The 22,495-nt window shown below is 57.1% G+C and carries 16 protein-coding genes; 6 read left to right on the plus strand and 10 right to left on the minus strand.

Going from position 1 to position 22,495, the window contains the following annotated elements:
* Positions 1–60: 60 nt before the first annotated feature.
* The 6 genes from OR1_RS00260 to OR1_RS00280 form a co-directional block, all read right to left on the minus strand.
* Positions 61–996 (minus strand): hypothetical protein, encoded by a 936-nt coding sequence (locus OR1_RS00260; protein ID WP_041969241.1) that lies wholly within the window; start codon positions 994–996, stop codon positions 61–63.
* A gap of 199 nt (positions 997–1,195) precedes the next feature.
* Positions 1,196–1,639 (minus strand): alpha/beta fold hydrolase, encoded by a 444-nt coding sequence (locus OR1_RS22625; protein ID WP_237754176.1) that lies wholly within the window; start codon positions 1,637–1,639, stop codon positions 1,196–1,198.
* 32 nt (positions 1,640–1,671) lie between these two features.
* The gene (locus tag OR1_RS22630; RefSeq protein ID WP_237754177.1) at positions 1,672–2,115 is read right to left on the minus strand and encodes an alpha/beta fold hydrolase; all 444 of its coding nucleotides are present in this window, start codon (positions 2,113–2,115) and stop codon (positions 1,672–1,674) included.
* A gap of 67 nt (positions 2,116–2,182) precedes the next feature.
* Positions 2,183–2,965: an RNA polymerase sigma factor gene (locus OR1_RS00270; protein ID WP_041969242.1), complete on the minus strand. Its 783-nt coding sequence runs from the start codon at positions 2,963–2,965 to the stop codon at positions 2,183–2,185.
* A gap of 99 nt (positions 2,966–3,064) precedes the next feature.
* Positions 3,065–3,865 carry a DUF5677 domain-containing protein gene (locus OR1_RS00275; RefSeq protein ID WP_041969244.1) on the minus strand — a complete coding sequence of 267 codons (801 nt, stop codon included), beginning with the start codon at positions 3,863–3,865 and terminating at the stop codon, positions 3,065–3,067.
* Between the two features lie 91 nt (positions 3,866–3,956).
* Complete coding sequence (locus tag OR1_RS00280; RefSeq protein ID WP_041969246.1) at positions 3,957–4,508, minus strand: hypothetical protein; 552 nt, start codon at positions 4,506–4,508, stop codon at positions 3,957–3,959.
* A gap of 245 nt (positions 4,509–4,753) precedes the next feature.
* Here OR1_RS00280 and OR1_RS00285 point away from each other — a divergent pair, with 245 nt between their 5' ends.
* On the plus strand, positions 4,754–4,996 hold the full coding sequence (locus tag OR1_RS00285; RefSeq protein WP_041969247.1) for a hypothetical protein: 243 nt from the start codon (positions 4,754–4,756) through the stop codon (positions 4,994–4,996).
* On the plus strand, positions 4,983–6,257 hold the full coding sequence (locus OR1_RS00290) for an MFS transporter (RefSeq protein ID WP_237754178.1): 1,275 nt from the start codon (positions 4,983–4,985) through the stop codon (positions 6,255–6,257). The genes OR1_RS00285 and OR1_RS00290 overlap by 14 nt, the downstream gene beginning before the upstream one ends.
* A gap of 79 nt (positions 6,258–6,336) precedes the next feature.
* On the opposite strand, the gene OR1_RS00295 is transcribed toward OR1_RS00290, so the two are convergent.
* From OR1_RS00295 to OR1_RS00305, 3 genes are all read right to left on the minus strand, one after another.
* Complete coding sequence (locus OR1_RS00295; RefSeq protein WP_041969251.1) at positions 6,337–7,134, minus strand: M48 family metallopeptidase; 798 nt, start codon at positions 7,132–7,134, stop codon at positions 6,337–6,339.
* 54 nt (positions 7,135–7,188) lie between these two features.
* Positions 7,189–7,695 carry a transcription elongation factor GreB gene (gene greB, locus OR1_RS00300; protein WP_237754179.1) on the minus strand — a complete coding sequence of 169 codons (507 nt, stop codon included), beginning with the start codon at positions 7,693–7,695 and terminating at the stop codon, positions 7,189–7,191.
* Between the two features lie 93 nt (positions 7,696–7,788).
* The gene (locus OR1_RS00305; RefSeq protein ID WP_041969255.1) at positions 7,789–8,397 is read right to left on the minus strand and encodes a carbonic anhydrase; all 609 of its coding nucleotides are present in this window, start codon (positions 8,395–8,397) and stop codon (positions 7,789–7,791) included.
* A 232-nt stretch (positions 8,398–8,629) separates the two neighbouring features.
* Between OR1_RS00305 and OR1_RS00310 the strand changes: the two genes are divergently transcribed.
* On the plus strand, positions 8,630–15,277 hold the full coding sequence (locus OR1_RS00310; RefSeq protein WP_041969256.1) for a putative Ig domain-containing protein: 6,648 nt from the start codon (positions 8,630–8,632) through the stop codon (positions 15,275–15,277).
* 80 nt (positions 15,278–15,357) lie between these two features.
* Here the strand turns inward: OR1_RS00310 and OR1_RS00315 are convergent, their stop codons facing one another.
* The gene (locus OR1_RS00315; protein ID WP_041969257.1) at positions 15,358–17,196 is read right to left on the minus strand and encodes a UbiD family decarboxylase; all 1,839 of its coding nucleotides are present in this window, start codon (positions 17,194–17,196) and stop codon (positions 15,358–15,360) included.
* A 126-nt stretch (positions 17,197–17,322) separates the two neighbouring features.
* Here OR1_RS00315 and OR1_RS00320 point away from each other — a divergent pair, with 126 nt between their 5' ends.
* The 3 genes from OR1_RS00320 (at position 17,323) to OR1_RS00330 (ending at position 22,452) form a co-directional block, all read left to right on the plus strand.
* The gene (locus tag OR1_RS00320; protein WP_041969258.1) at positions 17,323–19,836 is read left to right on the plus strand and encodes a PAS domain-containing sensor histidine kinase; all 2,514 of its coding nucleotides are present in this window, start codon (positions 17,323–17,325) and stop codon (positions 19,834–19,836) included.
* Positions 19,836–21,206 (plus strand): sigma-54 dependent transcriptional regulator, encoded by a 1,371-nt coding sequence (locus OR1_RS00325; RefSeq protein ID WP_041969259.1) that lies wholly within the window; start codon positions 19,836–19,838, stop codon positions 21,204–21,206. Before OR1_RS00320 ends, OR1_RS00325 begins: the two co-directional genes overlap by 1 nt.
* Positions 21,207–21,459: 253 nt before the next feature.
* On the plus strand, positions 21,460–22,452 hold the full coding sequence (locus tag OR1_RS00330) for a TRAP transporter substrate-binding protein (RefSeq protein ID WP_082002735.1): 993 nt from the start codon (positions 21,460–21,462) through the stop codon (positions 22,450–22,452).
* Positions 22,453–22,495 lie beyond the last annotated feature (43 nt).

Genomic DNA, 22,495 nt, shown 5'->3' on the forward strand with positions numbered 1-22,495 from the left:
CTTAGGTAGCATCCTCCATAGTATGTTGCCAACGCCTAATCCTGCTTGCCGATTGCCGGCTTATTTGCCGAAGGTGGTTCTGAATTCGCTTGACCCTACCTGGTGAGTCACTTTGGTGTCCCGGTGCTGTATGTACCAGTCAATCTTCCAGCTGCCGGTCGTGTAGCCACCGGTCTTGATGCCGAAATAGGCAAACCCGGGGGTGTAAAAGCCATGCGGACCGGCTTCGAAGGTCTTGCCGTCCGGATAGGTGATCTTGTATTTGTACATCCAGACCGGCGTGCCGTAGCTGTTCAGGTACTCCTTGGTATGCGGCCCCTGTATCCAGGCGGCAAAAAGCTGGTTGCCCCGATATTTGCCCGCCTGGGCGCCGTTATCGTACAGCGCCTTGGCATCCCATATGTTGCCCCGTTCGACGATTTTCAATTGTTTGTCGTAGTTTTCGTCTTCGACAATAAGCCCAACGCCGATGTCCTGTGCCTTCCAGCCAAAAGTGGCCGCCTCAGGCTGATGGCCGAACGTGGTCTTGAATTCGTTGGTCGCTACAAGGCGAGTTTCTTTGGTATCCCGGTGCTGTATGTACCAGTCTATTTTCCAACTGCCGGTCGTGTAGCCACCGGTTTTGATGCCAAAATAGGCAAATCCTGGAGTATAAAATCCGCTTGGACCGGCTTCGAAGGTCTTGCCGTCCGGGTAAGTGATCTTGTATTTGTACATCCAGACCGGCGTGCCATAGCTGTTCAGGTACTCCTTGGTATGCGGCCCCTGTATCCAGGCGGCAAAGAGCTGGTTGCCCCGATATTTGCCCGCCTGGGCGCCGTTTTCATAAAGTGCCTTGGCATCCCACACGTCATTGCGTTCGACGATCCTAAGTTCCTTGTCATAGTTCTCACCTTCAACAATAAGGCCGACTCCGCTGTCTTTGAGTTTCCATTCCTCCGCATGTGCCGAAACCGTAACAATGAACGAAATCAGAATAGCCAATAACCGTAACATAATAAGCCCTCCTGGGTCAGATCCTGGTTCGATGTTACATTGTTAAGTCAAAATGCAAATAGGTTTCAAAATCGTAGCACAAAACTTTAACAATAAAATCGACTAAAGGAAAACTTACATAAGATGACCATTAACGGGACTGAGGGTCTGCTGTGAAAGCGTAGCGGAAACAGCAGTACCCGATGGTTGAGCGACGCCGTCAGCTCAGTTGTTTGTTCAAAAAACCGATGATCAGGCGATTAACAATGTCCGGTTGCTCCTGATGTAGGAAATGACCTGCAGAAGGGATGATATGATTTTCAAAATGTTTGAGAAAGGCGCTTTCCATCCCTGCAACAGTTTCCGCGCCAATACAGCCATCATTAGCACCATGCAGGTTCATTGCCGGAACTGGAATGGGATCGCTCAAACGCTTCCGAATATCGGCCAGATCCGGCTCCTGGAGAGCGGGGTTGAACTGGGAACGATAATACCCTAAAGCCGCCCGTAGCACGGAAGGATTTCGGAACGCAACCTTTATTTCAGCCATGACCGCTTTCGGGCAGCGCCAGCCCGGCGACCACTCCTGCCATAACTGCTCAATGAATTCAAAATCATTGTGAGCTACGGCCATCTCGGCGAGCGGCAACTGGAAAAAATACATGTACCAGGAGCGCCTCTGCTGGGTCGGATTGGTTAACAACGCCGTCCGAAATTCCCAGCAGTCGGCACCGACATACACACAATCTTCGCGACTTTTTCCGGCGCCATGATCGCCGCGCCACGCACCACTGCGGCGCCCCAATCATGGCCTAAGAGGGTGACCGGTTGATCCGACAGCTGATCGATCAGCGCCAGCAGATCCTGAATCAGGATGGCGACCTCAAAAGGGCCGTCGGACGGTGCGTCTGACTCGGAATAGCCGCGCAGACAGGGGGCGACCACCCGACAGCCGTTTTCCGCCAGCAACTGAATCTGGTGGCGGAAGGTGATCGGCTGGTCGGGAAAGCCATGTAGGGCTATGACCAGCGGCCCTTCCCCTGCTTCGAGGCCGTTAACCGTACGACCATTGGCCTGCACCGTGAACGGCCTGAAATTGTCGCCCTGTTTATCTCCCCATTGTGTGTCTTTTGTTGTCATCTCCTCTGCCTCCTTAAGCTGGTTTATGTCGGTTAGACGTCACCGGAGGCAAAAGGTTACAAAGGAATCAGGAAAAAATTGCCCATTCCTTATCTCTTATCCCGTTCCTAAGCCTCTGCGCATACGCTTGGTCGGCAGCTTCCTGGCAGGTGCTCTGGTAGAGGGTGCGCAGTGCCTTCAGTTGGCTAATTTCTTCCCTGGCCTGCATGGTATTCGGAGGAGGCAAAGCGACTGCTGCCTGCGGGGCAAGCCACCCTTGCGACAGTCCGAAGCGAACCCACTGCTTGCACGAGCAGGTGCCGGACTTGTTAATCAGCTGACACCGGTCCTCCATGTAGCCAAACCATCGTGCCTTTGCCCGATGAAGGGCGGTTTTTACCGAACTGACCGAGCATTCGAGGATTTCAGCGACGAGCTTGTGGGGTAAACCCAGGGTAATTGCCAAACAAAACACCTTGCGCTGTTCGAGAGGTAAGCATTCCGTCAAGCTGTGCAGGCACTTGGTTCTGATCTGATTGGCGAGCAGTTCGGTTTCAGGATTGTTGGCAGGATTCGGGTCTAGGATTTCTTCGAGCGCATAACCAAGATCTTCAGTAAGCGCAGGAACAGGAAACTTGGATCGCTGCCTCAGGTAATCATTGGCAACGTTCATGGCAATGCGATAAATCCAGGTGGAAAATGCACATTCCCCTCGAAAATCACGGAAGGAACGAAATGCCCGGAGAAATGTTTCCTGGGTTACCTCTTCAGCGTCGTGGCTATTCCCGGTGAGCCCCAGAGCCAGCTTGTACAACATTTCGTTGTTTTCGGGGTACAACTGGTCAAAAAGTTCTGCCGGATCATCGGGCATAGGGACATTCTCCATTGCTGTAATCTTCGCCTTTCTTGGCTCAACGGCGTGGGGACGCAACAGCGCGTCAGCGCCTGTGTGCCGCCGCCTTGTTATACATCAATCCTTCTCCGACAGTGCCAACTCCAAGAATGGTCTCAGACTGTCCGCGTGTTCCCTGGTTATGTCTGTGTCTAAATTCAGTGTGGCAAGAAACGTTTCTAGCGCCATGCCGAGGGCATTGCATGCCGTCGAAAGTATGCCTATCGTTCCATTGGCAGATGGAGTGAATTTTATGGATTTAACTTTTTCATCTGGACCTATATCAAGATATTGCTCCAAATCTTTAATTGCTGCATGAACCGATTTACTGGTCACAGCATATACCGTTAAATACCAATCATGAAGTCCAGCCTTCTTTGAAAAATATTCAGTTGTAAGCTTTGGAAGTTTCTTGCCATCGAGTTTTTTCTCTATTTCAGACTTTACTCTGATGACTTCCTCCAGCGGAATTTCAGAAAAAGTAGAGCTAGTGTCGTTAATTATTTTATTGGCCGCTATAAGCCTTTCCCTCTCATCATTAAGAATATACGCATCAAGAGCTTCGTTATCCTTGGCAATGGCAACAAGTACAAACATCGTCTCAATGAGTGACCTCAACATTACGTTCGACGCTGGGATCATTCCTCGAGTTACAAGCAAGTATGTCGCCTGGAATAGTTCCATTACACGAGGGAACAGACACGAAACAAGCAGTTCTCGCTTATCCTTGTTATGTGGCCTTGCACTTTCTAGCATTGCATAGCAGTCGAAGTTTAGCTTTTCAGCTAGTTTGAAAAGGCTTTCATATTCTCGACTATTATTGGCGATCCACACTTTGATGTCGTTACCGAGAAACCCGTTCTGGTGATAAGGTGCCATTTCTGTTCTTTCTATTCTTTCTGTATAACGGCGTGGGGGCGCAGCAGCGGAGCGTCAGCGGAGACTGCTGCCGCCTCCTTGTTGGGCGTCCTTACCACTTCGGAATATTGTGCTCAGCGAAAACCCTCTGCAAGGTAACCTGTTGAGTCTCGTCGAAAAAGTATCCTTCCTCAGCAAAGGCAGTTCCGCCGCGACTACCCGCAAAAGGCCCCTGTGATATTTTTAGTTCGCCAGTGAAAAGGTGCAGAGAAACTCCTTCTCCGGCGTGGGTAAAAGTAACTTGTTTCAGACCAGAAAATGTGGAGAAATTCCATGCAGTTATTTCACTCCATAGGGCGCAACGTAGAGGTCCGATGGAAACCCCGACGTCTGTGACAATCATGCCGTTCTTTCTTGCGTTTGCTTGAAAAACTATGAGGTGACCTAACCCGGCAAAAATAGCCCCAAGACATAGGCCTAGCACGCGAACCCACCACGGAACTTTCGTCAAAAGGACCGCGTTTCCGGCAAACAAGAATCCTGCTGAATAAGTGACGAGGAAAACAATGGCTTTCTGCCAGAGAGGTAGTGGTCGGAATCGTGAAGGAACCTTCAGTATTGGAGTCCCCGATAATATCAGCTTATTTTTCTGTATTATTTTCATTCGTTCTTTTTACTCGCTCAACATGTTATTGACCGGTTCACGCGCGCGTGCGCGTGAACCGGTCATCCCCCCAAATGGAACATTTAGCCTGTGATCATTAAAAAATAGCTATTGCGATTTTAACATTTCAATACCATATAAACACTCTGCATTAAAGCCGTTTTATGCTTCAAGATCTGTGACGCACGATTGCGCAGCCAGCCAAACGGTGATAGCATAATGCGCCAGATGCAAGGAGGCGCAACATGTCCACACTTATCATCCGCAACCTTGACCAAGAAACCATCCGGAACCTGAAGGCCCGCGCCAAACGCCACAACCTCTCCCTTCAGGTCGAAGCGCGCCTGATCCTGCAAGATCATGCCAACAGGCCCGATGAGCCCCCCCTGGCCATTGCCGAGCGTTGGCAGGGTTACTTTGCCGGCCGCACCTTCAGCGACAGTGCCGAACTTGTCAGAGAAAACCGAGGAGCTGTTGCCAGCGCCTGACACCACCCCGAAAAGAATGAGCCATGACTCCCGCTGGCTGCTGCGGCTCTGTACCGCGCAGGTCTTCATCATGCTGGTGTTCATCAACTATTCGGCAGTGCTCCCCCTGCTGAAATCGGAATGGGGGATGAACAACACCATGGCCGGGTCGATCTTCTCGGTCTACCAGTTCGGCTACATCCTCTCCGGCGTCCTTCTCAGCGCCCTCACCGACCGGATTAACACCCGCTACATCTTCCTAACTGCCGCCCTCTGGTCCGGGATCGCCAACCTGCTGTTCGCACTGTTCGCCCACGACTACCTGTCGGCCATGATACTGCGGGCGCTCACCGGCATCGGCATGGGAGGAACCTACATGCCGGGGCTCAAGCTGGTGGCGGAGCGGTTTTCGCCGGCCAGGCGCGGCAAGGCGGTCGGGATTTACGTCGGCGCCCTGGTGCTCGGCGCCTCCCTCTCCCTGGCGCTGACCGGCGCCGTGGCCTCGTTTGTCGGCTGGCGCATCGCCTTTGTCGCCTGTTCCGCCGGGGTCCTGATCGGCCTGCTGATCGCCAAGAAGGTGTTTGACGGCTATGTCCCGCAGATCTTCAGCGGGGAATCAGGAGGCTTCCGCACTGAAGTGGTGCAGAACCGCCCTGCCCTGCTGATGATCCTCGGCTACGGCTGCCACATGTGGGAGATGTACGGCATGCGCACCTGGGTGGCCCCGTTCCTTGCGGCATCGCTCATTGCCCACGGCACTTCGCCGGACAAGGCCACCGGGCTCGGCGCTGCGGCTGCAGCGGTGATCGTCGGGGTGGGGGCCTTTGCCACGGCCATCACCGGCACCCTCTCCGACCAATGGGGCCGAACCAAAACCATTACCGTGGTGATGACGGCGAGCGGCCTGCTCTCCTTCAGCTTCGGCTGGCTGTTCGACGCCAACCCGCTGCTGATCCTGGTAGTCGGCATCGCCTACGGCTACCTGGTGGTTGCGGAATCGCCGGTCTTTTCCACCGGCCTGACCGAGCTGGTTGCTCCGGCCTACCTGGGAGCGGCCATGGGGATGCAGTCTCTGGTGGGGTATTCCATGGGAATGATCTCGCCAACGGTCTTCGGCTGGGCGCTGGATCTGTTCAAGGGGTGGGAGCCGTTTCACGGCATCGGCGGCGAATGGGGGATCGGCTTTGCCACCTGCGGCCTGGGGGGACTGATGGGGCCGCTGTTCATGTGGCTGCTCCGCAGGAGGCCGGAGAGCGCGCAGATGGCCGGCGGAAGGAAGTAGCAGATCAATGCTTACAAAGAACGGCAGCTGAAGCGCAACCGGAGTGAACGAGGGGAGCGTTCAGCTGCCGCGCCGCGGGTTACCTGGGGTATTGCCGGTTAACCTCAGGGATCAAACGCCTGATGTTCTCGATCCTGGTGGCGTCCGCCGGGTGGGTGCTGAAGAATTCCGGCTGCGACTTGCCCCCCTTCTGAGAGGCCATCCGCTGCCAGAATGCAGTTGCCTGATTCGGGTCATACCCGGCCATGGCCATGAACACCAGTCCCAGGTGGTCGGCCTCATTCTCCTGCAAGCGGCTGAACGGCAGAATCGCCCCGTACTGGGCCCCTGCACCGAAGGCGGTCATCCAGAGCTGCTTGGTGGCAGCCGGTTTCGAGGCAAGCGCCTCTGCCAGGGCGACTCCTCCGAGCTGGGCCAGCATCCCCTGGCTCATCCGCTCGTTGCCGTGCTCGGCAATGGCATGGGCGATCTCGTGCCCCATCACCACCGCCAGGCCATCCTCATTCTGTGACACCGGGAGCATGCCGGTATAGACCACCACCTTGCCACCGGGCATGCACCAGGCGTTGACCTGATTATCCTCGACCAGGTTAAACTCCCAGCGGTAATCGGCCAGCTTCCCGGCCATGCCGCGCTCTGCGAAATACCGCTCCACCGCCCCCTGAATCCGCGCCCCCACCCGCTTCACCATCTGCACCTGCTCCTTGTTGGCGCTAGGCTTGTTCCCCTTGATGAAGGTTCCGTACTCCTGGGCGCTCATCGACATCATGGTCGATGCCGGGATCAGGTTCAGCTGCGAACGCCCGGTGATCGGCACCGTAGCGCAACCGGCCGGCAGCACTAGCAGAGTCAGCAGAATAAAAATCCGGCTAATCATGGGAGCAAATCCCCTTTCTTGTGAAACATCGCAGAACGGTCCCCCAGTGGGTTACTATTCGTAAGCCGGCGGGGGCCGATAACTCACCTCGGTAATCGTCAGGGTAGTCACCCCTGCCGGCCGGTGCACCGTGACGTCGTCGTTGATCCGTTTCCCCATCAGCGCCCTGGCCACCGGCGAGTCGATGCTGATGAAGTTCCGGGCCGGGTCGAACTCGTCCGGGCCGACGACGCGGTAGGTGGCCTCTTCACCGTCGTTGTTCTCCACGGTCACCCAGGCGCCGAAGTAGACCCGCTCCTGATCCGACGGCACCGTATCGACCACCTTCAGCAGATCGAGACGCTTGGTCAGGAACCGGATCCGGCTGTCGATCTCGCGCAGCCGCTTCTTGCCGTAGATATACTCGGCATTCTCCGATCGGTCACCCTCGGCAGCAGCGTCCGACACCCGCTGCGTGGTTACGGGGCGCTCGACCTTCCAGAGATGGTCCAGTTCGTCGCGTAAACGTTTAACCCCTTCCGGTGTGATGTAATTGGATTTGGATGATACAGAATCGGTCACTGATGCGTTTCCCCACTTCATATTAAATTCGATTTCAGGCTAGGAAAGAAAGCCTACTGCCGACGCAGCTATCCGCTCGAAGGCGAATCCGCCTCAATCCCTGCAGGCAACGGCGTTTTTCTGAATGATCTTGATCTCGCCGGTATGCATGTCATAGACCCAGCCATGGATATTGACCTTCTGCTCCCGCAACGACTTCCGGATGAACGGATACTCCTGGAGATGCTCCAGCTGCAGCCGGACATTCTCTTCCACGATCAGCTGCATCCGTTTCTCCGGCTCGATATCGATATGGAGCGCCCGCAGCTTCTCGTCCACCCGCTCCTTGGCCTTGTAGGCGTTGATCAGCCAGATCGGGATATATTTATCCTCCGCCCCTTCGTCGTCAAGGGCATTGATGCCGCCGCAGCCGTAATGGCCGCAGACTACAATATCCGGGATATAGAGATGGTTGATCGAGAACTCCAGCACTGCCGACAGGTTCCAGTCGTTGGTGGCGACGATGTTGCCGACGTTGCGGTGGACAAAGACCTCTCCGGCGCCGGTCTGGGTAATGGTATTGACCGGCACCCGCGAGTCGGAACAGCCGATCCAGAGCACCGTCGGCTTCTGCTCCTTGGCGAGCACCGTATAGTGCTCCTTATCCCGCTCGAAGGTCTCGGTGACAAACCGCTTATTGCCGTCCAGGAGCGTCTTGATCATATTCCCCTCCCATGGCCTGTTGAATAGCAGCTGCGTAAGAACAATATACCATTAAAACGGCCGGATTTCGTACCGGTAAGTTATTTTTCCGGGAGTACGGAATCTCTTTCCTCCTTGTGCAAATTAATTCGACCCAAACATGCCACATTTATTGATTAACGGATTTACATTCGCTCCTAATAATGTTAGAAAATGCTTTCAAATTAACCAGGTTAAGGAGACTGACTACATTATGCGATACCTGTCACGAATTTTAATCCTCTTCGGCTCTCTCCTTTTCCTGTCGAGCACCGTGTTTGCCGGAGGCGCAACCGAATCCGGGAACAGATGGCGCAACCCGGCAATAGTGCTGCACCCGGACGATCCGGAACATATTGTCAACAAGAGAAAAGGCCGGCAGCCCGAGTTCAAGGAAGACGAGCTGATCGTCAAGTTCAAACCGGGGCTGAGCAAAAGCGGCCAGCAATCTGTGCATAGCCGGCACGGCGGCGAAAAGCTGAAGGAGTTCAAGAAGCTGCGGATCCACAAGATCCGGATTCCCAAAGGGGAGAACGTTACCGATGCGATGAAGCGCTACAAAGAAGACGCGGATGTCGAGTATGCCGAGCCGAATTACCGGGTACACTCCCTCTCACTGCCCAACGACCCGCGCTTCAACGAGACCTGGGGATTGCGGAATACCGGCCAGACCGGCGGTACGAGCGGGGCTGACATCAATGTCTCGGCAGCATGGGATGTTTCCACCGGCGACTCGACCGTGGTCGTGGCCACGGTCGACACCGGCATCGACTACAACCATGGCGACCTGTCGGCAAACGTCTGGCGGAATCCTCTGGAACTGCCGGGCAACGGCATCGACGACGACAACAACGGCTATATCGACGATGTCTACGGCATCGACACCATCAACCATGACAGCAATCCGGCGGATGACGAGGGGCACGGCACCCATGTGGCCGGCACCATCGGGGCGATCGGCAACAACGCTACCGGCGTGGCCGGCATCAACTGGAACGTGAAGATCCTGTCGTGCAAATTCCTCGGCTCGGACGGCGGGGGGTACACCGACGGCGCGATCGAATGCCTCGATTACATCAAGGATTTGAAGGACAACGGGGTCAATATCGTTGCCGTGAACCACAGCTGGGGATGCAGCGGCGGCGGCTGGTCGGGGAGCTGCTACTCCCAGGCGCTCTATGATGCCATGAACGCCCAGCGCGATATTCTGCAGATCGCCGCGGCAGGGAACGATTCGCAGAACAATGATGTCAACGAGGCTTATCCGGCCAACTACCAGTTGCCGAATATCATTTCCGTGGCCGCAACGGACCATAACGACCGTTTGGCCTGGTTCTCGAACTACGGCCGGCAATCGGTTCATGTGGCGGCGCCGGGAGACAATATCCTCAGCACCGTGCCCGGTGGGTATGCCTCAAACTCCGGGACCTCCATGGCAACCCCGCATGTTACCGGTCTCGCTGCCCTGCTGAAGGCGGCAGACCCTGACAGGAGCTGGATCGAGATCAGAAACCTGATCCTTTCTTCCGGTGACGAAAAGGAAGGGCTGACCGGCGGAACGGTCACCGGCAAAAGGATCAATGCCTACAACGCCCTGAGCTGTTCGGGAGTGTCGAGCATCACTCCCCTGAAATTCCCGACTTCCCTCACCGCCGGGACCCCGGTCATCATCTCGGTCCTGAGCAGTGCCTGCGGCGTGCCCAGTGAGTCGGTGACCATGACGACCTCGGGCAACCAGACCTTCCCCATGCTTGATGACGGTCAAGGGGAGGACAAGGCGGCCAATGACGGGATTTTCACCCTGACCTGGACCCCGGCCGCCTCCACTCCGGAGAAACTGACCTTCTCCTCACCCACTGCCTCAAAGGTGATCGTGGTTCCCGAGTTCAGCATCACCAGCAACACCCTCACCCCCGGCATCAAGAACAAGCCGTACACCTTCACCCTTGCGGCGGTCGGCGGACTCGCCCCCTATACCTGGGCCATCACGTCCGGAACGCTTCCGGCCGGTCTCTCCCTGGACAGCGCTACCGGCGTCATATCCGGCACCCCTACCAGCAACGGTGAGTTCTCGTTCACCGTGCAGGCTACGGAATCGTTCGGCGCCAGCAAGACCAAGACCGTATTTCTCTTCATCGCGTTGCACGACTATTCTCTTGACTGGTCAAAGGTGTACTTCAGCAGCGGCGGGTTCGACTTTGCAAACGATGTCGCAATCGACCGTTTCGGGCATATTTATGTTGCCGGTTACCGTGACGGCTCACTGGGGGTCGATAAATTCGACCGGAGCGGTGACCCTCTCTGGTCCCGAAGCCTTGGCAACAGCCAGGGGATCGGCATTGCCGTGGACCGGAGCGGCAACGCCTACATTACCGGCTACCATTCCTTATTCTCCCCGGTCGGTGACAATTATTACATCATGACGAAAAAATACACGACCAACGGGAGCGAGGTCTGGAGCAGAGAGACCGATAACGGCCATACCTGGATGGATCCGCATGGCTCAGGCATTGCACTCAACAGTAGCGGAGATATTTTTGTGTCCGGCATGCTGGAATCGGGTAATTCGTACGACGGAGTGGCCCTGAAATACGACAATGCCGGGAATCAGCTCTGGTCAAGGCCTTTTGGCAGCAACAGCACCGAAAAGCTCATGGGAATGGCGACCGATGGCACCGGAGCCGCTTATGGCACCGGTTTCACCAACAGCGGCGGCACCTACGACTTCCTTACCATCAAGTACGATTCGGCAACCGGCGGGACATTATGGAGCAAGGGCTTCAATAACGGCCGGGACGACTACGCATACCGGGTGGCCGTGGACGACAGCGGCAACGTCTATGTAACCGGCGAATCGGGCGGCAGTTCGGGCAAGACCTATTGCCTCACCATCAAATATGATTCCGCGGGCAACCTGGTCTGGCAAAAGGATTACCAGGGAGGGGATTACTGCCGCAGTGTGGCAGTTGACGGCAACGGCAGGGTGTATGTAGCCGGTAGATCCAATGCCGGCCTGATCAGCGGCACCCCGGTAAACAATTACAACGCATTCTTCCTGGTGTATGACACCGACGGCACCCTGCTCGGATCCAAATATTTCGATTACCGGGTGGACAGCGCTTACGGTATCGCAGTAGACCGTTCGGGCGAGAATATCTACCTGGCCGGATATTCCGCGTCGGCCACTGATCTGCTTAATTATGATTACCTGTTGCTCCATTACACCGCAGACAGATTTTTCATCAGCGAACCGGAACTCCTCCCTGTCGGCGAGGTTGGCCTCCCCTATGCCAAGGTCCTTGCCACCAGCGGCGGCGCCGCTCCCTACAGCTGGACAATAACCGGCGGCGCCCTGCCGCCGGGATTGTCGCTCGATCAGAATACCGGGGAACTGCGCGGCACCCCCGAAAATCCGGGCAGCTTCGAGTTCAGCATCGGTGTCACCGAAGCCGGGGCCGCAGTTGCGAGCAAGGCATTGCATATTACCGTCATGGGGATATCTCCCCAATCACTGTCGACCGGGGTTGTCGGAACACCCTACAGCCAGACAATGACCGTTAGCGGCGGGGCCGTCCCCTATCGATGGGAGGTTGAATCCGGCAGTCTGCCGACCGGCCTGACCCTTGATGTCAATACCGGCGCCATCTCCGGCACCCCGTCGATGTACGGAAGTTTCCCGTTTACCGTCAGAGTGACCGATCAGGACGGCTACCACCTGTCGAAGAGTCATCAGGTCAACGTCTTCGGCATCAGCACACCATCACTGGCAAACGGAACCATTGGCCAGCCATACAGTCAGTCCCTCACAGCAAGCAACGGGACAGAGCCGTTGACATGGTCGGTTCCCGAAGCAGATCTCCCGACCGGTCTTGCCCTTGACCCGCAGAACGGCACCATCACCGGAACTCCGCTGGTTTACGGCGCATGGCCGCTTACCGTGACCGTCCGGGATTTCCAGGGGTTCATTACCCAAAAATCTTTCACGCTGACAATCTACGATTCACTCAGGATCGAAGCGCCGCAGCAATCCACCGGCACCGTGGGCCGCAACTATACCAATGTGCTTACCGCCAGTGGCGGCGCCCCACCATACAGCTGGTCGCTGGATCCCGCATCGCTGCCGCCCGGCGTCTCGTTCTACCCAACAACCGGGGCGCTCTACGGCACGCCAACCACAGCGGGTTCTTACGCGGTAACCGTCACCCTGACCGATGCCGCGGGTGCGACCATAACCCAAAACTTCACCATTGACATCAAGGCGATGACCCTGGCCAGCGCTGATCTTGCCGCAGGATTCCTCAACACGGCATATTCCCAGCAGCTGACCGCTTCCGGGGGGAGTGCGCCACTGACGTGGAGTATCACTACCGGGGGGCTCCCGGAGGGGTTGACGCTTGACAGCGCCACCGGAGTGATAGCGGGTGTTCCGACCCAAACAGGGAGAACACTCTTTACCATCAGGGCGACCGACAGCCAGTCGCTCGTCTCCGACAGAGAGTACTTCATCGAAATCGGGCGCTCGTTCACGCAGCTGGCAGGGGGGGTTAGCGGGTTAATACCCGACCTGACCGGTACGATGGTCATCCTTAACGGCACCACAAGCGGCTGTTATATGCCCGGCAATTTAAAATTAACGACATTGGCGTACGACAACGACGGAAACGGTATTTGGGAAACCAAGAGTACGTGCTATGCGTCCCTCGAATCAGGGGGGATGTCGGCTACACCTGACGGATCGCTGTTGGGCGTTGGGATGAGCTACTACAGCACCATTCTGAAGAAATATCTCCCCACCGGCGCCATAGCCTGGACCAGGACCTTCTCCCCGGAGAACGGTTACTGCAGCGGCACTTCGCAAACGAGAAAGATTCTTCAGGCTGCCACCGACGGCGCAGGCAACATACTGATCGGCGGCGAGATCCAGTGTGACGGGAATCCCGGCAGAGGCGCCTTCCTGACCACAAAGACCGACGCGGGCGGCACAGTCATCTGGTCAAAAACCCTGGCCACCGCTACCAACCAGCTATCGGTTTCGGGGATCGCCGTGGAACAGTCCGGTAACGCCGTCATCTCCGGCAAGAGCGGATCGTATGAATATACGACCGCCAAGTACGACCCGGACGGGAATCTATTATGGAGCCGTTCCTTCTCTAACGGCTCATCGATTTTCGAGACCTACGGCCCGGTTCTCGACAGCTCCGGCAACAGCTATTCATCGTTTACCAGTTACTTCTCGGGCAATTACACCGCGGCCTACCAGTTTATCGTCGTCAAATACGACCCGTCAGGAAAGCTTCTCTGGGCAAGGAGCGGACCGCTCACGGAAAAGGCCCAGGGGATCGGTATCGATAACAAGGGGGATCTCTACATCAGCGGCAACAGCGGCAAGTTCTTCTTTTATTCTTCCGACGGCTCGCCCCTGCGCAGCAAGAGCTATCCGGTTTCGAACAGCTACCAGAGGAGGACCGCCATCAACGGCGAAGGTAGAATGTATCTGGTCGATAGGACCTCAGGCGGCAACAGCACGCTGTCGATCTTTGACCCGCTCGCCATAGACGAAACCGCCATAGAGCTCCCCCGCGGGATTGAGACCGGCTACCGGCTCAAGACCTCCGGCGGGACGCTCCCCTACACCTGGGCCATCAGCAACGGCGCACTCCCGGCCGGACTCTCCCTGGAACCATCATCCGGGATGATTACCGGGACTCCGCAGGAAAGCGGCTCAACGACGCTTACCGTGAGCGCCCTGGACGCAGAGGGGAATAATGTGGCAAAGGTTATCACCCTGGTCGTCGATGACCTGCTGCTGTCCGGGACAACCCTGCCGACCGGCACCACCGGTGTGACATACGCCTTCGACCTCAAGGCGTCAGGCCTTGCTACGCCCTTTAGTTGGGGGATAACGAATGGAGCGCTTCCGGCCGGGATCGACCTGGATCCCGTATCCGGCAGGATTCAGGGGATACCGGGCTCAGCCGGTGATTATGCGTTCTCGGTTCAGGTAACGGACCAGGCCGGCCGCAGCCGGGCTGCAGGGTTTTCTCTCACGATCCGGCAACCGGTTGCCATTGCCACGACCTCACTTCCGGCAGCTGACCTGACGCAGTTCCCATCCGTTTACATCTACACGCAACTGCAGGCCGAAGGCGGAGCGCCCCCTTACAACTGGCGGCTATCATCCGGGGCACTTCCGTCGGGAATCGCATTGAATCCGGTATCCGGGGAGATCTCCGGAAATCTGACCGCGACCGGAAACCACCAGTTGACAATAGAGGTCACAGACCTTGAAGGCAGAAAAACAACCCGCAATTACGAACTGAGCGGTTTTTCGCTGACGCCGTTATACGCTTCCATATCGGGGACTGTGGGATCGTCGTTCACTATGACGCTGGGAGCGACAGGTGGAAGACCGCCGTACACCTGGAAAGTAAGCTCCGGCGCGCTCCCGGCCGGACTGAGCCTGAACATGGACTCGGGCCAGATCACGGGAACGCTGCAGGCTCCCGCCCCTTCTCACAATGTCGGCTTTGAACTCACCGATGCCGGAGGCTCCAGGATTACGCCCTACCTCCCCGTTGAGATATTGCCCCTATCCTGCTCGTACGGACCGATGGCATCCGACCGGGTTTCCGGCTATTACAACTCTTTTCCGACTCTCTATTCGTATGCCCCGGACAATGCCGTTATCCAGATGCAGGCATTCAGCTATTCCGGGGACCTCGATTTCAACCGAGGCGTAAAAGTCCTGCTCAGGGGGGGATACAACTGTTCTTTTACCCCGCAGGACTACTATACCGTTGTCAGCGGCAACCTGACCGTAACAGCAGGAAGCGTTACGGTCAGCAACATCATTATCAAGTGACGTCAGTTACATAAATCTGCGGGGCCGATGTCTCCGGCCCCGCAGATTTTCCTTCGCTGAAAATTTTGTTTTCCCGTCTGCTATATAATCCCGTGCAGCGGCCCTCCTATGGCCCCGAGGGCATCGACCTTTTTCTCCACCTCCGGATCACCGATCAGCGGTGGGGCATGATGCGGCTTGATCCGGGCGTCGATCACCAGCGGTCCGGTACACCCCCAGTGCTTGCAGTTCTGAAAGGCGCCGACGCCGTAGATGTCAGTGGCCGGATTGGACCGGGTAAAGGTCACCCAGAGCATGTTGTTCAGCGTGCGGCCGACAAAATCGCTGTCATCCACCACCAGCACCAGTGGCAGGCCGTCAATCCGGGCATTGCGGCCGAGCGACTCGCAGAGGCGCATTATCGCCTGGTCGTTGCCGGGAGTGTAATCGGTGCAGGCCGGCCCCTGGACCGCCATGATCCCCGGCAGGCAGATACGCTGACTGTTGAAACCGTCCCCCAGGGTCAGATCAGACGGCAGCTCTCTCTGCAACTCCCTCCTCTTCCCCCCTGCTGCGGCAATGACCACCTTTGATCCCATGTTCAGCCCTTCCCCGGAGTAATCGAGGGTGTCGATGGTGGTCCTGGTCTGGAAATGCAGGTCGCGGCGCCAGTCCACCCGCTCCAGCATGAAGCCTAGAAACTCGCCGATATGGTGGATATCCGGCGGATTGTCCTCATGTGCTGCGATGAACAGGTACTTGGCAAGCGACAACTGCCCCTGCCCCAGGATGGCGTTGGCAATGGTCAGCAGCTCCTGCGGCTCCCGCTCGGCAGCATAGGGGACGTAGCGCTCGGAACCGATCGCCAGCAGCAGCGGGTGCACCCCGGCGGCATCAACGGCATGAACCCCCTTGACGCCGGGGAGCACGGTCGGGATCAGCTCTCCGGTCAGTTCGTGGATGAAGGCGCCGAAGGTGGTATCCTCCTGCGGCGGCCGGCCGACAGTGGTGAACGGCCAGATGGCGCCGTCACGATGCCAGACCTTTTCGACCTTCAGCACCGGGAATGCGTGGGCCAGGGAATAATAGCCGAGATGGTCGCCGAACGGGCCTTCAGGTAAAGTTTTTTCTAGATCAAGCGTCCCGGAGATGCAGAAATCGGCCTCGGCCGGGATCGGCAGTTCCCCGGCTTGGCAGGCCAGCGGGAGCCGGTGGCCGCCGAGGAGACCGGCAAAGGCAAGCTCCGGCATCCCTTCCGGTAGTGGCATTACCGCCGCCACCGTCATGGACGGGGCGCCGCCGACCAAGATGTTGACCTTGAGCGGCTTGCCCAGCTCCAGCGCCTCGCTATGATGCACCCCCAGACCGCGATGGATCTGGTAATGCAGCCCCACCTCCTTGTTCAGGCGATAGCTGTTGCCGGAGAGCTGCACCCGGTACATACCGAGGTTGGAACTCCTGATACCCGGCCTTGACGGACTTTCGGAATAGACCTGCGGCAGGGTGACGAACGGCCCGCCATCGTCGGGCCAGGAGATCACCTTGGGGAGCTGGTCTATGGTGGTCCGGTTGGCGAGGATCGGTGCGCTCGCGGTCGCTCGCGGCAGCAGATGAAGCGCCCCCGGCACTGCCCTGATCAGGGAAGCCGGGTTTTTCAGCGCCTCGGCCGGGTTGATCTTCAATGCCACCAGCGCCTCGATGGTTCTCAGGGAGTCGCGGAAGATCCAGCGCGCCCGCTCCAGCGTTCCGAACAGGTTGCCGAGCAGCGGGAAGCGGCTCCCGGTGACATTGGTAAAGAGGAGCGCCGGCCCCTGCGCTTCGTAGACCCGCCGCTGGATAACCCCTGCCTCAAGATACGGATCGACCTCGGCATCAATCCTGATCAAGCGGCCGTTTTTCTCAAGATCAGCAACGCACTGCTGAAGATTGCGATATCCCATTGATCATCCATCCGCTTTCCGATTCAACCGGGGAGGCGCGCCCCCCGGCAAATGAATGCTTGATTTGTGTATCTGTATCATTGTACTCAGATAAATACAATCGCTTCGATTTATGCTGGAGCCGGCATGCCACGCCAGACACTTTTTGCCAAATTTCTTGTTATCACCCTCCTCCTGACGCTCACGCCACTCATTGCGTCCTCGTTGATTCTTCTCGGGCAACTGGAATCCATAACATCCCGATTGAGCGATGAAATCGCCGACACATCCGACGTCCAGGCTTCGGAATCGCTCCGGATGCGCGCCAAACAGGTGGCCGAAACCGTTGGTGACCTGCTGCAGAAATGTGAAAATGACCTGCTCTTTCTCGCCCGAAGCAGACCGGATCGCCTCACGCTGTTCGATTTTTACCTTACCAGGCGTGGCGATATCTGGGAACGGGACCGGGATGCGAATCTTCCTTCGGAAAATCGCGATCTGATCCCTCTGTACCAGTCAATAGCACTGATCGACAGACACGGCCAGGAGCGGATTGTCATCCGCGACGGGAGAACCGTCCCGGAAAACGAGTTGCGCAATGTGGCCGATCCGGCGGCAACAGAGTTCAAGGGCGAAGACTATTTCCTCAAAACCCGCTCCCTGCAGCCGGGGCGAATCCATGTAACCCATCTCACCGGGTTTCACGTTACCCGCCAGCAACAGCTGCAAGGGGCCGCCGAACCGGAGGATGCCTATAACGGCGAACAATACCGCGGAGTAGTGCGGTTCTGCACCCCCCTTAACGACAAGAACGGCAGGTTTGACGGCATTCTGGTCATCTCGCTCGATCATCGGCACCTCATGGAGATAACCCAGCACATCGATCCGGGGCGCGGCTATTCAACCGTCTTCCCCAGTTACAAGAGCGGCAATTACGCCTTTCTCTTTGACGATGAAGGATGGGTCGTTACGCACCCCAGATTCTGGTATATCAGGGGAGTCGGCAAGGATGGCCGGGGCATCCCGCCATACACGGAGCGATCCTCCTCAACAGAAGTCGAGGCCGGGCTCACCCCCTTCAAACTGGACAGCGCTGCCTTCATAAACCCCAATTTCCCCAAAATCATCGATGAGGTCAGGAAGCACAAAACCGGGTATGTGGAAATCCTTGCCACCAGGGATTCCAAAAACATCATGGCCTACGCCCCCATCCTGTACAATACCGGGGATTATCGCACCCACGGCGTCTTCGGCGGTGTAACCATCGCGTTCAAAGTCGACCAGTACAACGACCTGATCAGGAAAGGGAGTAGGCTGATCAGCAGTCAGCTTAAGGCTCACCGTACCCAGAGCTCCATCATCCTGCTGATCACTGCCTGCCTGTCCGCCTTTGCCGCCTGGCGGCTGTCACGAGGGATAGTAAAGCCTCTCCAGGAATTGACCAACGGAGTCAGGAAGCTTGCCGAAGGGGATACCGGCAGCAGGGTGATTGCCACATCATCCGACGAAGTCGGCGAGCTGGCGAAATCTTTCAACCACATGGCGGACGAACTGGAGGTCCGCAAAAACAACCTGCTCTCGACCCTGGATGAACTGCGCCGGTCCCGCCTGGAGATCATGGACGAACGCAACTTCCAGGAGAGCATCCTGGAGAGTATCACCAGCGCCATCATCACCTTTTCGCCCGATGGCGTCCTGACGTCGATCAATGCCACGGCTGGACATTTTCTGGGAAACTCCGTTGCCGTCGGCATGGGGTATCGCACCGTCTACGCTGGCTGGGAGGATATGGCGGACCGGGTCGGCAGTGCCCTTGCCGGTAAGAAACCGTATGGCCGCGAGCCGTTGATCATTGAACGCAACGGCAGTACCATGCATTTCGATGTCGGATTCTTCCCTATCGGCCGTGACGCCGAACAAGGCATCACCGTCACCATGCGCGACGAAACCGAAAAAGAGCGGATGCGCGAGGAGATGACCCGGATGGACCAGCTGGCGTCTCTGGGCACGATCTCCGCCGGTATTGCCCACGAGATCAGAAACCCGCTCACCGGGATAACCCTCCTTCTCGACGATCTGCACGACCGGCAGGGTCTGGACCCGGATACCAAGTTGATGATCGGTCATGCCATTGCGGAAACGGAACGGGTCGAACGGCTGATTTCGTCCCTGCTCTCCTATTCTTCACCGCCGAGGGCCTGCTTTGTCCTGGCAAACCTGAACACAGCGGTGCAGGAAGGGATTGTGCTTTTCCGCAAGGCGTGCGAAAAACAAGGAGTAGAGCTGGTTTCCTCCTGCAACCCTATCCCGCCATTTCCTTTCGATCCGGACCAGATCAGACAACTGCTGCTCAACCTCCTAGGTAATGCCCTGGAAGCGGTCAGTCCGGGAGGGAGGATTGCCATTGGCACATTCTGTGCTGCGAACTGCGCTTATATCAGCGTTGCCGACACTGGTCCCGGCATCCCGGAAGAGGACATCCCCAGGCTGTTCGAGCCATTCTTCACCCGGAAGAGCGCCGGAACCGGGCTTGGGTTGTCAATAGTGCAGAGAATTGTCGAAGAACATCACGGCAGCATCAAAGTAGAGAGCAATTGTGGTGAAGGCACCGTGGTTACCGTGGAGCTCCCGATGGGGAGCTTACTGGAAAGAGAAACTTAATGGAAAAGATCCTGATAATAGATGACGAGCCGTTCATCCGCGAAAACGTAGAGCGGATTCTGGGGGAAGACGGCTACCAGGTCCTCGCGGCTGCGGACGGCACGACCGCCAGCGAACTAGTTTCCGCCGAAGAAGTGGACCTGGTGCTGCTCGATCTCAACCTCGGGAAAGAGAACGGTCTTGACGTACTGAAGGAGCTGAAGAAAATCGAGCCGGAGCTGCTGGTAATCGTCATCACCGGTTACGGCTCTGTGGAGAGTGCGGTCGCCTCTCTGAAACTCGGGGCATTCCACTACATGAAAAAGCCGTTCAAGGCAGATGCCTTGCGGGTCATCGTCAAACTGGCGCTGCAGACCACCAGCCTGAAGCGTGAGGTGCGCGCCATACGGCAGGGGGCGCTGGAGCTGTTTGAAAAAGTGCCGCTGGTCGGGGTAAATTCCTCGCTGAAAGAGATTATCCGCCAGGCCCGCGAAGTTGCCCGCTTTGCCGAAGCGACCGTATTGATCACCGGGGAATCGGGCACCGGCAAGGAGCTGATCGCCAAGTCGATCCACCACCTCTCGGACCGGCGCGAGGCGCCGTTCATCGAGATCAACTGCGCCTCGATCCCGGTCAACCTCCTGGAAAGCGAGCTGTTCGGCCATGAAAAAGGGGCTTTTACCGATGCCTCGGCCCGGAAGACCGGGCTGTTCGAAGCGGCCAACAAGGGAACCATCTTCCTGGACGAGATCGGCGAGATGGACCCGGCCATGCAGGCCAAGCTGCTGCGGGTGCTGGAGAGCCGCCAGATCCGCCGGGTCGGCGGTACGCGGAATATTGACGTCGATGTCCGGGTGATATCGGCGACCAACCGGAACCTCGGAGATGCGATCAAATCCGGCCAGTTCCGGGAAGACCTCTTCTACCGGCTGAATGTCTTCCCGATCCGGATCCCGCCACTGCGCGAACGGCGGGAGGATATCCCGGTGCTCGCCGCCTTTTACCTCGACAAATACAGCCGGGCGTTCTCGCGCGGCTTCCATGAGATATCCGGAGAGGCAAAGGCGCTGCTGTCGGGTTACAACTGGCCCGGGAACATCCGCGAGCTGAAAAACGTCATCGAAAAGATCTGCATCATCAACCAGGGGCCGACACTCACGGCCAGCCATCTGCCGCCGGAGATCTCAGGCGCCCCCACCCGGTCAGCCCGGGCCGAACTCCCCGATGTCGAAACGCTGGGCCTTGAAGGGGCCGTAGAGGCGTTCGAGCTGGAAATCATCAGGGCAGCGCTGGACAAATGCGGCGGCAATGTCCTGAAGACTGCAGAGCTGCTGAAAATACCCCGAGGAACGCTTCGTTACAAGATGGGCAAACTCGGTATCCAGCCGTAATCCCCCAAACGCCAGTTTAATATCCAACATGGCCAATTTCAGCCACAATAATTGGCCAATTTCAGCCACACCATCTTTCCGCCGCTACCCTTGAATACACTAGTTTCCAGATAAACCGCGCTCTTATGCCACCCAATATTCATGGCATCATGATTGCTAAAACGCTATTTATCAATGCCGTTTTCGCTATAAGCAACCGTTCTTTATTATCTTTAGAAGCACCGTTGCCTAAAAACCATCTAAGGAGCTAAACATGAAACTGAAACTGTTGTTGACCCTCGCCATGGTAGTAACATTCGCCACCAACGCCTTGGCCGCCCCGATTATCATCAAGTTCAGTCACGTAGTCGCGCAGAACACCCCCAAAGGGCAGGCCGCCGACTATTTCAAGAAACTCGCCGAAGAGCGGACCAAGGGGCGGGTCAAGGTGGAGGTCTATCCCAACAGCCAGCTCTACAAGGACAAGGAAGAGATGGAGGCGCTGCAGCTCGGCGCCGTGCAGATGCTGGCCCCTGCACTCTCGAAGTTCGCCCCGCTGGGGGTAAAGGAATTCGAGGTGTTCGATCTCCCATTTCTCTTCGATAGCTACCAGGAACTGCACAAGGTAACCCAGGGGCCGGTGGGGGCCAAACTGCTCAAGAAGCTGGAGCCCAAGGGGATTCTCGGCCTTGCTTACTGGGACAACGGTTTCAAGGTGATGAGCGCCAACAAACCGCTCAAAGCAGTTGCCGACTTCCGTGGCCAGAAGATGCGGATCCAGTCCTCCAAGGTGCTCGATTCCGAGATGCGCTCAATGGGCGCCATTCCCCAGGTCATGGCCTTCTCCGAGGTTTACCAGGCCCTGCAGACCGGCGTTGTAAACGGCACCGAGAACCCCCCTTCAAACCTCTACACCCAGAAGATGCATGAAGTGCAGAAATACGTAACACTCTCCGACCATGGCTATCTTGGTTACGCCGTTATCGTCAACAAGAAGTTCTGGCAAGGGCTGCCGGCAGATATCCGCACCGCCCTGGAAAGCGCCATGAAGGATGCCACAAAATTTGCCAACGACGTAGCCAAGAAGGATAATGACGAAGCCTTGGCAGGCGTGAAGAAATCCGGCAAGTCACAGCTCGTCACCCTGACTGCGCAGGAAAAGGCCGCCTGGAAGAAGGCGATGGACAAGGCCCACAAGGATAACATGGGCAGGATCGGCGCCGACATCGTCAAGGAAGCGTACGCCGCCACCGGCTACAAGCCGTAGCGACCGGCCGATCGGGAAAGCATGGCCGCTGTGCTGACAGCAG

Origin of the sequence: Geobacter sp. OR-1 (genome assembly GCF_000813145.1) — a bacterium.
Lineage (GTDB): Bacteria > Desulfobacterota > Desulfuromonadia > Geobacterales > DSM-12255 > Geoanaerobacter.

Excerpts from the sequence above, each read along its gene's own strand:
- OR1_RS00260 (WP_041969241.1), bottom strand. The coding sequence starts at position 996 with ATGTTACGGTTATTGGCTATTCTGATTTCGTTCATTGTTACGGTTTCG.
- OR1_RS22625 (WP_237754176.1), bottom strand. The coding sequence starts at position 1,639 with ATGTATTTTTTCCAGTTGCCGCTCGCCGAGATGGCCGTAGCTCACAAT.
- OR1_RS22630 (WP_237754177.1), bottom strand. The coding sequence starts at position 2,115 with ATGACAACAAAAGACACACAATGGGGAGATAAACAGGGCGACAATTTC.
- OR1_RS00270 (WP_041969242.1), bottom strand. The coding sequence starts at position 2,965 with ATGCCCGATGATCCGGCAGAACTTTTTGACCAGTTGTACCCCGAAAAC.
- OR1_RS00275 (WP_041969244.1), bottom strand. The coding sequence starts at position 3,865 with ATGGCACCTTATCACCAGAACGGGTTTCTCGGTAACGACATCAAAGTG.
- OR1_RS00280 (WP_041969246.1), bottom strand. The coding sequence starts at position 4,508 with ATGAAAATAATACAGAAAAATAAGCTGATATTATCGGGGACTCCAATA.
- OR1_RS00285 (WP_041969247.1), top strand. The coding sequence starts at position 4,754 with ATGTCCACACTTATCATCCGCAACCTTGACCAAGAAACCATCCGGAAC.
- OR1_RS00295 (WP_041969251.1), bottom strand. The coding sequence starts at position 7,134 with ATGATTAGCCGGATTTTTATTCTGCTGACTCTGCTAGTGCTGCCGGCC.
- OR1_RS00305 (WP_041969255.1), bottom strand. The coding sequence starts at position 8,397 with ATGATCAAGACGCTCCTGGACGGCAATAAGCGGTTTGTCACCGAGACC.
- OR1_RS00310 (WP_041969256.1), top strand. The coding sequence starts at position 8,630 with ATGCGATACCTGTCACGAATTTTAATCCTCTTCGGCTCTCTCCTTTTC.
- OR1_RS00315 (WP_041969257.1), bottom strand. The coding sequence starts at position 17,196 with ATGGGATATCGCAATCTTCAGCAGTGCGTTGCTGATCTTGAGAAAAAC.
- OR1_RS00320 (WP_041969258.1), top strand. The coding sequence starts at position 17,323 with ATGCCACGCCAGACACTTTTTGCCAAATTTCTTGTTATCACCCTCCTC.
- OR1_RS00325 (WP_041969259.1), top strand. The coding sequence starts at position 19,836 with ATGGAAAAGATCCTGATAATAGATGACGAGCCGTTCATCCGCGAAAAC.
- OR1_RS00330 (WP_082002735.1), top strand. The coding sequence starts at position 21,460 with ATGAAACTGAAACTGTTGTTGACCCTCGCCATGGTAGTAACATTCGCC.